16 protein-coding genes are annotated in these 14,070 nt (G+C 64.5%); 5 read left to right on the forward strand and 11 right to left on the reverse strand.

Translation table 11 applies throughout. From position 1 onward, the window contains the following. Positions 1 to 591 precede the first annotated feature (591 nt). A complete protein-coding gene (locus tag AC1DIO_RS28745) occupies positions 592 to 804 on the forward strand; it encodes a hypothetical protein (protein WP_441492347.1) in 213 nt (70 codons plus the stop codon). Positions 805 to 847: 43 nt separating this feature from the next. Here AC1DIO_RS28745 and AC1DIO_RS28750 read toward each other — a convergent pair whose 3' ends face one another. Both AC1DIO_RS28750 and AC1DIO_RS28755 read right to left on the reverse strand, forming a co-directional pair. After that, positions 848 to 1,066, reverse strand: a complete 219-nt coding sequence (locus AC1DIO_RS28750; RefSeq protein ID WP_441508151.1) for a hypothetical protein — start codon at positions 1,064 to 1,066, stop codon at positions 848 to 850. Positions 1,067 to 1,246: 180 nt separating this feature from the next. Further along, on the reverse strand, positions 1,247 to 2,632 hold the full coding sequence (locus AC1DIO_RS28755) for a DUF1214 domain-containing protein (RefSeq protein WP_476836020.1): 1,386 nt from the start codon (positions 2,630 to 2,632) through the stop codon (positions 1,247 to 1,249). Between the two features lie 358 nt (positions 2,633 to 2,990). Here AC1DIO_RS28755 and AC1DIO_RS28760 point away from each other — a divergent pair, with 358 nt between their 5' ends. Further along, positions 2,991 to 3,698, forward strand: a complete 708-nt coding sequence (locus AC1DIO_RS28760) for a hypothetical protein (protein ID WP_441508149.1) — start codon at positions 2,991 to 2,993, stop codon at positions 3,696 to 3,698. On the opposite strand, the gene AC1DIO_RS28765 is transcribed toward AC1DIO_RS28760, so the two are convergent. After that, the gene (locus AC1DIO_RS28765; RefSeq protein WP_441508148.1) at positions 3,695 to 4,027 is read right to left on the reverse strand and encodes a hypothetical protein; all 333 of its coding nucleotides are present in this window, start codon (positions 4,025 to 4,027) and stop codon (positions 3,695 to 3,697) included. The genes AC1DIO_RS28760 and AC1DIO_RS28765 overlap by 4 nt on opposite strands. 350 nt (positions 4,028 to 4,377) lie before the next feature. Between AC1DIO_RS28765 and AC1DIO_RS28770 the strand changes: the two genes are divergently transcribed. Further along, positions 4,378 to 4,824, forward strand: coding sequence for a CBS domain-containing protein (locus AC1DIO_RS28770; RefSeq protein WP_476854442.1), 447 nt, complete (start codon positions 4,378 to 4,380; stop codon positions 4,822 to 4,824). Between the two features lie 135 nt (positions 4,825 to 4,959). Here AC1DIO_RS28770 and AC1DIO_RS28775 read toward each other — a convergent pair whose 3' ends face one another. The 4 genes from AC1DIO_RS28775 to AC1DIO_RS28790 all read right to left on the reverse strand — a co-directional run bounded on the left by AC1DIO_RS28775 (position 4,960) and on the right by AC1DIO_RS28790 (position 7,889). Further along, entirely contained in the window at positions 4,960 to 5,586 is a 627-nt protein-coding gene (locus AC1DIO_RS28775; protein ID WP_441492352.1) for an HAD family hydrolase, read from the reverse strand. Positions 5,587 to 5,648: 62 nt separating this feature from the next. Then, entirely contained in the window at positions 5,649 to 6,656 is a 1,008-nt protein-coding gene (locus tag AC1DIO_RS28780) for an SDR family NAD(P)-dependent oxidoreductase (RefSeq protein WP_441508146.1), read from the reverse strand. Between the two features lie 211 nt (positions 6,657 to 6,867). Next, positions 6,868 to 7,170: an AzlD family protein gene (locus AC1DIO_RS28785; protein ID WP_441508145.1), complete on the reverse strand. Its 303-nt coding sequence runs from the start codon at positions 7,168 to 7,170 to the stop codon at positions 6,868 to 6,870. Next, entirely contained in the window at positions 7,167 to 7,889 is a 723-nt protein-coding gene (locus AC1DIO_RS28790; RefSeq protein ID WP_441492355.1) for an AzlC family ABC transporter permease, read from the reverse strand. Before AC1DIO_RS28790 ends, AC1DIO_RS28785 begins: the two co-directional genes overlap by 4 nt. 88 nt (positions 7,890 to 7,977) lie before the next feature. On the opposite strand from AC1DIO_RS28790, the gene AC1DIO_RS28795 reads away from it, so the two are divergent. Continuing rightward, complete coding sequence (locus AC1DIO_RS28795; RefSeq protein WP_441492356.1) at positions 7,978 to 8,616, forward strand: CGNR zinc finger domain-containing protein; 639 nt, start codon at positions 7,978 to 7,980, stop codon at positions 8,614 to 8,616. Between the two features lie 218 nt (positions 8,617 to 8,834). Here the strand turns inward: AC1DIO_RS28795 and AC1DIO_RS28800 are convergent, their stop codons facing one another. The 3 genes from AC1DIO_RS28800 to AC1DIO_RS28810 form a co-directional block, all read right to left on the reverse strand. After that, entirely contained in the window at positions 8,835 to 9,845 is a 1,011-nt protein-coding gene (locus tag AC1DIO_RS28800) for a glycosyltransferase family 4 protein (RefSeq protein ID WP_476854443.1), read from the reverse strand. A 25-nt stretch (positions 9,846 to 9,870) separates the two neighbouring features. After that, positions 9,871 to 11,469 (reverse strand): alpha-amylase family glycosyl hydrolase, encoded by a 1,599-nt coding sequence (locus AC1DIO_RS28805; RefSeq protein WP_441508143.1) that lies wholly within the window; start codon positions 11,467 to 11,469, stop codon positions 9,871 to 9,873. Positions 11,470 to 11,812: 343 nt separating this feature from the next. Further along, on the reverse strand, positions 11,813 to 12,022 hold the full coding sequence (locus AC1DIO_RS28810; RefSeq protein WP_113518820.1) for a cold-shock protein: 210 nt from the start codon (positions 12,020 to 12,022) through the stop codon (positions 11,813 to 11,815). A gap of 523 nt (positions 12,023 to 12,545) precedes the next feature. Between AC1DIO_RS28810 and AC1DIO_RS28815 the strand changes: the two genes are divergently transcribed. Beyond that, the gene (locus AC1DIO_RS28815; RefSeq protein ID WP_441492359.1) at positions 12,546 to 12,899 is read left to right on the forward strand and encodes a hypothetical protein; all 354 of its coding nucleotides are present in this window, start codon (positions 12,546 to 12,548) and stop codon (positions 12,897 to 12,899) included. 102 nt (positions 12,900 to 13,001) lie between these two features. Here the strand turns inward: AC1DIO_RS28815 and AC1DIO_RS28820 are convergent, their stop codons facing one another. Further along, positions 13,002 to 14,069, reverse strand: a complete 1,068-nt coding sequence (locus tag AC1DIO_RS28820) for an ABC transporter ATP-binding protein (RefSeq protein ID WP_441508142.1) — start codon at positions 14,067 to 14,069, stop codon at positions 13,002 to 13,004. Position 14,070 lies beyond the last annotated feature (1 nt).

The raw sequence follows: 14,070 nt of genomic DNA on the forward strand, positions 1-14,070 counted from the left end.
CTGGCGTTCTGCGACAGTCAGCCCGGCAACCATTCGCTCTCCCCCCGGTCATCACACAGCGCGGCTCGCGGTGCTCGAGAGAGGGACCGGAAGGTCGAAATCCGGACCGCGTCAGCCAGTGAATACTTGTCGAGAGCCGCCAGATTGGTGGCCGGCATTGTCAAGAAGATACCCATTAATATGCAGGTCGGCGAGATAGGCAATGACCGCCCCGCCGCCGAACGCACTCGCTCCGCGCATGCGGGCCGGTTGAGTGACGGCCGGGCGTCTGCGCGGCATCAGAATACCACTTGGCGTACTAGGGCCTAACCCGCGCCCATGGCTCAGCACCAGTCACCTGCAGTCCGCCATCAGGCCGGTCGAATCGGCGTCGTCCATTGACGAAACTCAGCCGGAAAATGGTCTGGGCGCCCGCCGTTTGCCGTCGCGAACATCCGCCGGGTTCATGTCAGAAAGGCCAATCGACGCAGCGCTGATGCCGCGAGGGCCGCCATTGGCCAATATCCCCCGCCGATTGACCCGTCTTGCGCCTTCCTCACATTCTTGCCCAACCGGCGTGATCCGGTCTGGCGCGTTCAATGGAGGAACCAGATGCGATCGATGATGCTCGCCCTTGTCGCTCTTTCACTGCTGGGCTGCAGCGGCTCCCCGCAACCCCGGGGCGTCGCCCGCGACCTGACACAGGGGACGGCGCAGTGTTCCAAGCACAAATGGGGCACTTCGGAGATGGCCGAGTGCCTCGATCGCGCGACCGGCAACCAGTCCGCAACGGCCCCCGAGGCCAAGGCGGGCCGCAGCGGCTGAGATCGGGGCGTCGCAGGCTCAAGCCCGCGTTTCGCCCGCTGCCTTACGACGCCGGTCGTGGCGGCGGGCCGCCAGCGACGACAGGCTCTGCACCTGGAAAGCGCACGACGTTGGAGTGCGTGCTGCTGCGTTGAGCGCGGGCAACCGCTTCGAGGAGCAACTCGACGGCGCGCCGAAGTCGGTCATCCTCGGGGTTGTCCCCGTCCAGCGTCAGGAAGGCGTTGATCAGATAGGCCCGGGCCAGTGGGTAATTGGTGCTCATGGCCGCCTCCCTTGCAGCGAGAGGGTCGCGCCAAAGGACGAGCGTTTTGTAAATGGGACCGCTCGCATTTGAGCGATTGCCCGGCAAGGAACGCTCTCGATGCCGGGCCGCGCCGAACGGAGAATGCATGGCGCGACGGTCGGGACCTGACCCGGCGCGCCTCTCGCGGCGCGGGAGCGCTCAATCGACCTTGGTGACCGGTGCCGGCTGCCACGCGCCGCGCTTCACCACGTCCTTCGGGACATAGGTTCGGAAGGTCAGCGAGAACGGCTTGCTGTCGGGGGCCGGAAGCCAGTTCGAGTCCGGAACACCGGCGACGGGCTTGGGGCCGATCCCGATCTTCAGCGAACCGTCTGGCTCCTTCGCTAGGCTTGAATTGGTGTTGAAGTTGAAGCGATTGAGCGGGTTTGCCACCACGCGGTAATCCGGCACGCCGACCAGGATCACCGACCAATAGGCATCGACCACGGATTGCGGAAGCTTGTCGGCGGGGAAGTGCATGACATAACTGTTGCTGCCGTTGAGCGGCTTCTCGTCGGCATCGCGGGTGGCGATCAGGTAGACCGCTTCATCTGGTGTGTTGGCCCAGATGCCGGCAAAATTGACCGAGGTACGCAGCCAGAAATCCTTGCCGTAATTGCCCGCCTGGCCGGCGCCGATCCAGTGATTGCTATAGGGCGCGCTCCTGGTCAGGGCGTATTCCTGGAAGGCGGGAATGACCTTGCGCAGCTGCGTGTCGATGGCGGCGCGCGCCTCCTTGCCGGATGCGGCATAGGCTGCGACGACCCGGACCTTCTGCTGCATCTCGGCGGCGTTCGGCGCGACATCGAGCGCGCTTGCGAGCCTGGCATCGACATTGTCGAAGATCTCGACGCCGATCAGGTCCTTGTTCTCGAACAGGGGCATGGCCGGCGGCGGCTGGATCACCGGCTTGCCGAGGGACCTGACCTTGAACTGGCGCTGAAGCTTCACGGCCCCTTCGGGATCGCCCTTGAGCTCGACCCGCGCCAGCATCTTGGCCTTGCCGGAATGCAGCTCGATGCGCCCCGCACCGGCCGGAATCTTCGCCGTCGAGCCGGGTTTGACCAGCGCAAACGTGCCGAAGGGTTTTGAGGGGAAGGAGCGCTCGTTGATGTTGACGATCACCTCGCCCCATTCATCGAGAATCTCGGCGGTGTAGTAGCGTCCCTTGACCTCGGGCACCTCGAGCAGGACGGGCGTCTTGTCGTCGACGGCGAACCAGGCCTCGAGATAGGCGACGTCGAAATTGGGATTGACGAAATCGGCGGAGCCCAGCGGGTTATACTTGATCGCGTTATAGGCGAAGCCCGGCCCCTTCCGGTCGAGATGTTCCTGCCGGATCACGAAGGCCCGGCCGAGCAGATAGACATAGGCGTCCGCGATCGTCTTCTCGTCCGGCTCCGCCGTGCGCGCCGGGGCTTGCGCGAGGCCCGGCCCGTTCAGCAGGGGGCTGAACGCCAGGAAGGCGAGCAGCGTCGCCACATGTCTGCGGTGCAGGGTCATTGGCGCGCCCTTCGAGGCTTCGTGATCACTCAGGCCGTCCATCGCGCCAAACGATCGGCACGGGGCCGGCAGCGACGGTGACAGGACGGAGGATCGAGGGGATCGCGGACGGAGCCGGAAAGGTAAGGGCGCCACAAACGTGCGGCAAAAGTGCAGGTCTCAAAAATGCAACTCCGCCGGCCCGATCACCATCGGTCGATCCGACCGTCCTGCAATCGCGAGTTGCGGTCAAGCCGGCAACACGCAGGGCAATCGCATCGGCAGTGCAGGGCAGGGTCAGTGCTCCTGGGACTCAGGGAAGGAGGCTCTCGACGCCAACCTGGTCATCGGCTGACGCACAGCGGAAAGCGCGATGCCCAGAGCTCTTGGCGCCGGGTTCCGCTTATGGCAGCACTGCTTCATGCGCGAGACGACCAAGAGTAAGGCAAGGGCCCGCTTTGGATGGGCTTTGGCTATCCCGATCCTCGTCTCGTTTGTGTTCACGAGCGTCTTTGGAATCAAGGCGCGGCGAGCATTTGAGCAGCAGCGCTGCGGCCTCGGTTTGCCATGGGATCGTGCGACGAGCGAAAGCTGGTTGGAGGCTTATTTCCCCGCAGCGTGGCGCGATGTGCAGACCTTGCGACGGTTGTCTTCGGAGTGTTTCGCAGCCTTGCACACCGACCTCACGACGGCCGGCCTTGTTGCGTTCGCCGCCACGGCCGTGCTCGCAGTCCTTCTGGTCGCGCAATCCGGGATCTTGTCCGGAGATGTGCTGCGCCCAGGCAACAGCAACCGTCTGGAGATAGCGATCGGAAGTGCGGCTTGTGCTGTATTTACGATCTGGTGGATCGTATGGTCATTGAGCAACGATCAGTTCATCAACTTTGGTGAGAGGGCCATAAGATGGACTGTTATTTTCAATGGGGAGTATATAGCGCCGTTCAATTTTGCGTTCCTGCTGAATTCCGTCTCTCTCAGGATTGTGGTCGTTGTCCTGCTCGTCTTCGTGAGCTTGAGCTGGCGCGGCTCAGTTGGCGCGACCGGGCCGCGCCAAACCCGGAATGAAGCTCCGTTTGCGATGATGGACCGTCGCGCCAGATCTCGGCGGCGGACGCCAATGCCAATCTAGGAAGCGGCGCGGCGAACGTCCGCAGCGATATCGGATCGGTGCCGGTCGAGCCATGCGGTCGCCTCGGCGCCATCGACGCGGCACTCGAAGGTCGGCCAGGACGGGTCCTCTCGCGACTCGATCTCCAGCCGGTCTCGGGCATAGCGGATCAGCTCGCGGAGCGTTTCATATCCGGGCCGGCCCTCGAGGGCGTCGGCGATCCAGGGCGTCGACCAGCCCCGTTTGGCGAGAAGCGCAATGCTGGCCGGATCGGCCTCCTCGAACCAGGGGGTGGCGTCGAACTCCGCCCGCATCGCCTCATCGGCTGTGTGGCACGTCGCGTGGATCATGCTCCGCTCCTGCTGGTCGGACCCATCATCTGCATCATAGCCCAGCAGGAGGCGCTATGCGCGCGTTTGAACACCACTTAAGCGGCTGCGCGGCGCCTGAACTCCGGCCAACCAGCACAGGATGCTGGCCGGCCCCGCGATGATCCGGTATCATCCACGGGCATGCCGCTCTCTGGGGCGGGTCTTCGCCAAAGCCCTCTCCCAGACCATGCTTTCGGCGCGCGAAGCAGTATTCCCGCAAGCGTATTCGGCTGGTCGCAGCGCATTCCGGCGCGACAGGGAGACCACCAGGCAATCCCACGGCGAGTGACATGCCTCGGATCTGAAACCGCGCAGAGCAGGAGGTAGCCATGCTCGTTCGTGACGCTATGACCGCGCATGCGGAATGGATCTCTCCGGACATCTCGCTGACCGAGGTCGCGCGCAAGATGCGCGACGCGGATATCGGATGCCTCCCCGTGGGAGAAAATGATCGTCTCATCGGAATGATCACGGATAGAGACCTTGCCTGCCGTGGCTGCGCCGAAGGGGCCGATCCCAACACGACAAAAGCGAGAAAGGTCATGACGGMGGGTATCACCTGGTGCTTCGAGGACGATGACATCAGGGATGCGACGCGCCGCATGACGGACAAGGAGATCCATCACATGCCGGTGATGAACACGCAGAAGCGGATGACTGGCATTCTCTCTCTGTCCGATTTGGCGCTGAGAGCGCCGAAGGATTTGTTCGGCGAGGTCACACGGCTTGTTGCCCGCGACGCATCGCGGCACGCTTCCGAACCCATGGCCCACTAGCTGTCCAAGCCCGGACGGCTTTTCATCCGGGACTGGGCCGAGAGGCTGGGGTTGCAAAGCTCCGCTTCCTGGCCCGGAGACGCCGGGATGGCAGGGCCAGCATCCTGGCGTTGCCGGTTCGACGCCCATGCCAACCTAAGAACCGGACTCCATCAGCAGGTCGGCAAGCCGGCTTTGCCCAGTCCACAGAGCCGCGCTCCAGCCCCGCGCGATTGCGGCCTCAACATTCGCCGGGGCGTCGTCGATCAGGAACAGCTCGTGCGGCTCAAAACCTGTTCGCGCCTCGATGGCGGCGAAGAAGCCCTGAGCGGGCTTCGCCCAGCCCAGCGCCGCCGCATAGTGGATGGCGTCGAAATGGCGCTCGAAGCCGAGCGTGTGCCAGAGATATCGTGCGCGCTCATGCTCCTGGACTGTCGCGAGATGCAATTCCAGGCCGTGCGCTCGCAGCTCCGCCAATTGTCCCAGCAGGTCCCGATCGACGTGGGAATCCTGTTCGAACCAATATCGGACGAGGGTGCCCGCATTCACTGTCGCGCCCATTTTCGCCAATGCGGGCTCAAGTCGCGCATGGAGATCAGCACGGCCATGGATGATGTCGGGCCAATGCGGGGCGAAGAACTCCGCCTGCAAGGTCTCCCTGGAGAGACCGAGATCACGTTCGAGATGAGCCGCCCATCCCCTTGGATCGGGATGTACGATCAGCACGCCGTCGACATCGACCATCACCGCCTTGAAGCGCATCGCGTCAGGATAGGCGGGCATCCTGCTCGTGAGAAGAGCCGGAATCGCCCCTGGCGGGAGCAGCGTGCGGCGTCGCCACCACTCTAATACGCCGTCCAGCCGCCATCGGTCGCGTAGGTGCCGCCGGTGAGGTTTGAGGCTTCGTCCGAGAGCAGGAAGAGCATGATCGCGACCTGTTCCGCCGGCGTCGCGTCGCGCTTATGGGAATCGGCCGCCTGCAGCAGGCTGTCGGCCTTCAGCATGCTCATGCTCGGGCCGCCGCCTGTGTCCTGCAGCTTCCTGGTCACGAGCTCCAGCGCGCGCTCGACCATCGGGGTTGCGGTCTGGGCCATGTTCACCGAGTTGATGCGGATCCCATAGGCGGCATAGTCGATCGCGGCCGAGCGGGTGAGGCCGGTCACCGCGTGCTTGCTGGCGACATAGGCCGGATTTCCGCCGAACCCGGTTAGCCCGGTGACCGAGCCGACATTGACGATGGCGCCGCCGAGATTCTGTTTCACCATCTGCTTGAGCTCGGCGCGCATCGACTTGAACACGCCGGTCGCATTGGTGCGCAAGACATTGTCCCAGTAGGCGTCCGTGGCCTCATGGATCGGCGCGAAGAGCAGGTGTTTTTGCCGCTCGTATTCGATCGGCGCGCCGGAATAGACGCCGTCCATGACGCCGGCATTGTTGATGGCGTAATCGAGCCGGCCGAAGCGAGCGACCGCGACCTTCACCATCTGCTCGCAGGTCTCGGTGTCGGAGATATCGCCGAAGACGAACTCCGCCTTTCCGCCTGCCTTCGCGATGGCGTTCATGTGTTCGGAGCCCTGTTCCTGCAACCAGTCGGCACCGACGACATTGGCGCCCTCGCGGGCGGCACGCTGGGCCGCGAGCGCGCCCATGCCGCGCGCGCAGCCGGTGACGATGAGCGTCTTGCCCTTGAAGCGCTCGGGGATGAAGTAATCCGGGCTGAGCGGCGCGACGTCCCTGGTACCGATGCCGCGCTTGCCCGTCTGGGCCTGGGCTTCCGCGGCAAGCGAGAGCCCGCCGGCTGCGCCGGCGGAGGAGGCGAGCGCGATGGCCTTCAGCAGATCTCGGCGTTCCATCGATCGGTCCCTTCCGGTTCTGGGCGGCACGGCGGACAGTGGCAATGCGTCGGGACGAACGGCGGCCGCCTCGGGACTGCCGGGGGCGGCGACATGACCATGGGCAGCGACCTCCCGCAGCGGGAACAGGCTTTTGCTCAGATCGACGATTGTATCCGACGCAGCGCGACCTGGGAAAGGCGAGGCTGTACCGGCATGGACGCAACTTCTACTAGAGGCTTTGTCTCAGCAGCGCGACGACGGCGACCCCGGCGAGCGCTGCCGCAAGGTCGCTGCCGCTCGCTTTCATGACCAGGATGGCCGCGGCGAGACCTGCGCATTCCGGGACGCGTCCCTGGAGTACGACCGGCGCCATGATGCCCGTCATGACGCCGATGGGGAGGGCTCGCAGCGCCGCTTCGCGCCTGGGCGTCAAAGCAACGAAGCGCATGAAGAAGAACCCGCCGGCGCGGCAGAGATAGGAGGCCGTCGCCATCACCACGAGCGCGATCGCGAAGCGCTGGTCGAGGCTCACGGCAGGGCCTCGCTCGGGGCCGGATTGCGGAAGAGCAGGGCGCCGGCTGCGGCTGCGGCAAGTCCGCCGGCGACGATGATCCAGCCGCTGGAGACGAAGGGAGCGAGCATCACAGCCGCAAGGCCGGCAGCGAGCACCGGTCCGAGATCGGCCTTGCCCTTCCACATCCCGATGAGGAGCGCTGCTGAAAAGGCGATCAGCATGAAGTCCAGGCCGTAGCGCGCCGGGTCGCCGATCAGGCCGCCGCTGAGGCGGCCGATCAAGGTGCCGAAAATCCAGGGCGCGAACATCGCGATCCCCGAACCCAGCACGAAGGCCGCATCGTCCTGACCGTGTTCCCGCTCGGCCATCGCCAGCGCCCAGTTGCCATCGCCGAGGAAGAACAGGGTTCCGTAGCTTGCGAGCGGCGGCGCTCCCGCGAGCCAGGGGCGCAGTGCCGCGCCATAGAGCACGTAGCGCGCGTTCATCAGCACGATAGCGGCGAATAATGGCAGCAGCTGCGCCCCGTCCCGCCAGACCTGAAGAGCCGCCATCTGCGCCGAACCGGAATAGATGAAGATGCTGGTCAGGACGGATTCGAGCGCGGAAAGCCGTGCCTCCGTTGCCAGGATGCCGAACACGACGCCGTAGAGGAGCACGCCGGGAGCCAATGCCTGGGCGCGGACGAAGCCGTGCTTGAAGCCGGAGAGGGTGAAAGGCGATCGCGCACCCGATGCCATGTCAACTCTTTCTAACCTTTTACAAGGTTAGTATTGTCGAGCAGCCATCGCAGCTGTCAAGTACGTCCGGCAAGAAGGGAAATCTGGTTTGATCCAGCCGGCCACCGACCCGCGCTCCTATGCGACCCATCCCCCGCTAGCGTTGGGGGGAGCGCTTTGTCTCGACTTCATCAACACGACGGCCTGGCGGGGCGACCCGGCGCGAAGCGCAGAGCGGCTGCACGACTATGCCGAACTGGTGCATTGGGCCACCGGGCTGGAACTCATCGACACGCGCTCCGCCGCGCTGCTTTTGGATGAGGCCGAGGCGAAAGTCCGGGCAGCAGAGCAGGTCCACGGTTTGGCGCTGCGATTGCGGGGAGAGATCGAACAGGCCCTCGATCCGGCGCATGCCGGCCTGGCGCGACTTGTCGAGGTCGAAGCGTTGCTGCGCGACATCGAACGCGTGGGGCAGCTCGTCGACACTGGTGCCGCCCGCATCCATCACTGGCACCCCAGCGGATCACCGCCGGATCTGCGGCTGCCGCTGCTGCCGGTCGCGGTCTCGGTGCTGGAACTGGCGGCGTCGCGCAGGCGATATCATCTGCGCCGCTGCGCCGATCCGAGCTGCGGCTGGGTCTTCCTGGACGAAACGCGCAACCAGTCACGCCAATGGTGCTCGATGGAGGGCTGCGGCAACCGCGCGAAGGCGCGCGCCCACTACGCGCGCCGCAAGGCGCGCGGGTGAGGCTCGACGGACGATGGGCTTGTCAGTCCGATCCTTCCGGCGCGTCGTTCAAGCCATCGGGCCTGGAATTCCGACAGGATCGTCGGACTGAGGCCGGCGCTCGGGCGATAGCGCGGCAGTGGTCTGACCATTCGGCGCGCCATTCAAAGGCGAAGGCGCGCTGCCATTCCCGCTCTCGTCGACCGCGGTCGCCCTGTCGGGCGCCGCCGCATCCGGCGTCAGTGGCCGAGGAGGGATCGGTACAAGCTCAAGTACCGGTCGGCCATCCGCTCAACCGTGAAGCGCGCGGCGACTGACGCCCGGCAGKCTGCGCGATCGATCTCTCCGATACGGTCGACAGCCGCGACGGCTTCATCGACGCTGTCGACCAGGAAGCCCGTAACGCCATGCTCGATCAACTCCGGCATCGAGCCGCGGTTGAAGGCGATGACCGGCGTGCCGCAGGCAAGCGCTTCGACGACGGATAATCCGAAAGGCTCCTCGAAACTGATGAGGTGAAGCAGCGCGCGCGCCGAGCCCAGGGTTTTCGTGCGTAGCGCCCCGCCAACCGGGCCGAGATAGACGACCGAACGATCGTCGAGTGCGGGAACCACCTGCGCCGCGTGGTAGCCCTCATCCTGGACGATGCCGGCCATGACCAGCCGCCGACCCGCCCGCCGCGCCGTCGCGATCGCTTCCGCCGCGCCCTTATCGGGGTGGATGCGACCAAAGAAGAGCAGGTCCTGGCTGCCATCAGGGTCGAAGGGAAAGTCCTCGAGCCGGATGCCATGATGAATCACGGCAGCATAGCGCAGGTCCCGATGGCGATCGGCCTCGCTGATCGCGACATAATGGACGCGATCCTCATAGGTCTTGAAGACGGGCAGGATGCGGTCCGACGAGAAGCCGTGGATCGTCGTCACGACCGGCGTCTCGACCAGTCTGGAGAATGCGAGCGGCACGAAATCCGCCTGATTGTGGAGGAGGTCGAACTCGCCTGCGCGCTCGAAGACATGGGCAACATGCAGCATCTCCCAGACCTTGGCGTCGATGGCAGGGTTCTCGGAATAGGGCGCCGGGCAAAGACCCGCGAGCGTGCCGGAGGTCAGGCTGTCCCTGGTGGCAAAAAGCGTGACATCGACGCCGCGCTCCACCAGGGCCTCAGTCAGGAGGCTGGTCACCAGTTCCCATGGACCGTAATGGCGGGGCGGCGTCCGCCAGGATATCGGCGCCAGCATTGCGATGCGCAAGCGATCGGCCTTTCCTCGTTCAGGATCAAGCGGCAAGGATGACGCCTTCGTCTGGCCGGAGCAGCAGCACATCGTTCTCGATGAGGGGCGCCGCGGCGAGCGTCGAAAGCAGCAAACGGCAACCGGTTGTGTCCCTGGGTAACGCCAGGCGCTGCGGCTGTCCGCCGAGATTGAGCGCGATGATCAGCCGCTGAGCGCCCTCGCGCCGCTCATAGGCAAGGACGTCGCCGTCGGATTCCAGCAGCGCGAAGGCGCCGACCGCCAAGGCCGGATGGTCGCGCCTGAGTGCCAGCAGCTGGTGATAGAGCCGGAGGATCGAGGCAGGCTCCGGCATCATCCGCGCGACATTCCGCGTCGGCCAGTCCGCATTGAGTGGCAACCAGGACTGGGCCGTGCTGAAGCCCGCATGGGCGCTTCCATCCCACGGCATCGGCGTACGCACCGGATCGCGGCCCAGGCCGAGCCCGGGTTCACGCAGGCCGCGCGGGTCGTGCAGCTGTTCGGGCGGGATTGGGACATCGCTCAGACCGAGTTCGTCCCCGTAGTAAAGCGTCGGAGCGCCCCGCAGCGTCAGAAGCAGCATCGCCGCGACGCGGGCTTGAGCCTGTCCAAGCCTGGTGGCGACGCGGGGCCTGTCATGATTGCCAAGCACCCAGTTCGGCCAACCGCCCGGCGGAAGTGCCGCCTCGTAAGTGGCGATGAGCGCAGCCATCGCGCGCGCCTCCCAGACGGCCTCGATCAGTTGGAAGTTGAAAGGCAGATGCATTTCCGGCCGTTCACGTCCGTAATAGTGCATCAGGCGATCGACCGGCAGATAGATCTCGCCGATCAGCACGCGCTCACCGCGCCCGGCCGCGCCGTACCCGTCGGCAATCGCGCGCATCTCGGCAGCGATCACATGGACTTCCGCCTGGTCGGTCGAATGGAGCTGGAGCACGCGGTGCATCTCGGCGAGCGCGGGGTGATAGGCCGGGTTCGGCGGATTGTCCGGGAAGCTCCCTGCCTTGATCAGGTGCCAGAGTACGTCGATACGGAAACCGTCCACGCCACGGTCGAACCAGAAACGCATCACGTCGTACATCGCAGCCTGGACGGCGGGGCTGCGCCAGTTGAGGTCCGGCTGCTGCTTCAGGAAGGCGTGGTAGTAATATTGGCCGGTGGCTTCGTCCCATTCCCAGGCCGAACCGCCGAAATCGCTCACCCAGTTATTGGGCGGCCCGCCATCGGGAGCGGCATCGCGCCAGAGATACCAGTCGCGTTTCGGATTATCGTGCGAGGAGCGGCTCTCGACGAACCAGGGATGCCGGTCGGAGGTGTGGTTCGGGACGAAATCGAGCAGGATCTTGATCCCGCGCGCATGGGCCTGGGCGAGCAGATCGTCGAAATCGGCGAGCGCGCCGAAACGCGGATCGATGTCGCAGTAATCGGCAACGTCATACCCGAAATCGACCATCGGCGAGGGATAGATCGGGGAAATCCAGATCGCGTCGATCCCGAGGCCGGCGAGATAGTCGAGCCGTTGCCCGATACCCCTGAGATCGCCCATGCCATCGCCATTCCCATCCTGAAAGGAGCGGGGATAGATCTGGTAGATCACGCCGCTCTGCCACCAAGGCGCGGTCATGGGAGCGGGATGCCAGGAGCGGCCGCAGCGGCGGCGCGGTCGAGCGCTTCCTTGTTCAGCCGCTGATCCTTGAACCTGGCGGAGTTGGCGTCGCGGGCTTGAATGATGGCCTCAGTCTCTGAGCTGATCCGGTTGCGTGACAGGGATCGGGTTTGCGTCTTGAGGGATGCGGCTTCCGCCTGGGTGCGGGCTCTGGTTTTTTCGGACAGCGGCTTCTCCCGATCGGCGCTAAGCCAATACCACCGGCGGATATGAAAAAGGCCAGGCGTTGAACCTGGCCCTTCCTTCCAACCTCATGACCGACACCAGTACATCCGTGGCTATCGGTGAAGCTGAATAGCGATTACGCGGCTTGCAGCTGCTCGGCGGCCATCTTGCCGGATTTGGCGTCGCGGACCGCTTCATAGCCAAGCTTCTGGCCTTCKACGATCTCGCGCATACCAGCGCGTTCGATGGCGGAGATATGGACGAAGACGTCCTGGCTTCCGTCATCTGGCTGAATGAAGCCGAAGCCCTTGGTGGAATTGAACCATTTTACTGTGCCGGTGCTCATCACGAACTCTCCTTCTGGCAATACTTGTCGGCCACCGAGCGAATGCCCGATGGGTTCACCACGATTTTCGAAGGGGGTTCGTCAGGCGCGCATAAACACGCGGAGAAAACAGCCAAAAAATTATCGACAATCAGACAGTAAATGAATTATCGAAAAAGTAAACAACAAGTTTCATTACGGAAGAAATCAAAGAACAAGGTGCTTGGCTCGAGAAAGAATTGACCCTGTTCAGCGATGCCCGTTCGTCATGACGTGAAATATCGGTGCCGATGATGCCGAAATTGCCGAGGAAGCCCGGAAAGCTGAGAGTCCGCCTGAGGATGATCTGGGTTGGCGGAGCGCCCGCTTGAGCCGCTGCGCTCGCTKACGGGGAGCACGGGCTGACCCGTGAGTTGACGAGGCCTCAATGTAAATTTCAAAAAACAGCAGAGAATGGCACTGCGGTGAAAAGAAAATCTGTGATCGAAAAAGATGATACTGTTGGTCATCGGACAATTTTATTCCGATGAGGAAAGATAAAATCATGAAAATCCCAGCAGAACTGAAGCCGGCCGCCTGGGGCGCCGTCGGTGGAGCTGTCGCGCTTGCAATTATCGGCTTCAGCTGGGGCGGCTGGGTCACGCAGGGTAGGGCGGAGCGCGACGCCGCGGCGCGTTCCAGCACGGCGGTGATCTCCGCCCTCTCGCCGATCTGCGTGGTCAGGTTCCAGCAGCAGGCCAACGCGACCGAACAACTTGTCGAGCTGAAGAAGATCGGCTCATGGCAGCAGGGCGAGTTCATCGCGAAGGGGGGATGGGCGACAATGCCGGGTAGCTCGTCACCCGATTCCGATGTCGCCAAAGCCTGCGCCATCGCTCTCGGGCTGACCAAGACCTGAGGTCACTCCGGCGTCGGGTGGCCGCTTGCGCGTGGCCCCTTGTCTTCGTCCGCGGATGGGCGGCTTTCGATGCCCAGCCGCGCGCGATAGGGGATTGTCCCTTCAGGCCTTCGGAAACCAGATCAGCCCGGCCGGCTTCGGGATAAGGCCGATTGGCTTGCCGGGCTCCAATCCCCTGGCATCCTCAGGCGGAACGCTGGCGACGATCGCGCTGCCGTCGCCGAGCCGGGCATGGAGATTGGCGATCGCGCCCTGATAGGAGATCTGCTCGACGGTGGCCTTGAGGCTGCCCGGGGAGGCGTGATCGGCAAGCGCGATCGCCTCCGGCCGCAGAAGGGCTTCGCCCTGGGCACCGGGTACCGCGGCGGCGCCGGGATCGTGCAGGCGCATCTCCAGCCCGGCCGCAAGCTCCGCGACGGCGTCCTGTCCCTCACGGCGCAGGATCCGGCCGGCGAGGAAGTTCGCCCTGCCGATGAAATCCGCGACGAAGCGATTGGCCGGCCGTTCGTAGATCTCGCTGGCCGAGCCGATCTGCTGCAGCTGGCCGTCCTTCATCACCGCGATCGTGTCGGCGATGCTCATGGCTTCGGTCTGGTCATGCGTCACGAAGATCGAGGTCAGCCCGAACTCGCGCTGCAGACGCGACATTTCGAGGCCTGTGCTCTCGCGCAGCTTGGCATCGAGATTGGAGAAGGGCTCGTCGAGAAGCAGGATCGACGGGTTGATGACGAGCGCGCGGGCGACCGCCACACGCTGCTGCTGGCCGCCCGAAAGCTGGCGTGGAAGCCTGTCTGCGAGGCCCGACAGCTTCAGCTTGCCCAGCATCGCGGTGACGCGCTGTTCGCGCTCGGCGCGCGCCACGCCGCGTCGGCGCAATCCGAAGGCGATGTTCTCGGCGGCGCTCAGATGCGGGAACAGGGCGTAGTTCTGAAACACGAGGCCGGTGTCGCGCTTATGCGCCGGAAGGGTCGTGATGTCGCTGTCGCCGACGCGGATCGAGCCGGATGTCGGCGCGATGAAGCCCGCCACCATCCGCAGCGTCGTCGTCTTGCCGCAGCCGGAAGGGCCGAGCAGCGCGAGCATGCGGCCTTGCGGGATTTTTGCGCTCATGTCGGCGACGGCGACCGCCGAGCCATAGGTCTTGCGCAGGTTTTGAAGCTGGATGTCCATG

The organism is Allobosea sp. 05T439 (genome assembly GCF_056396005.1).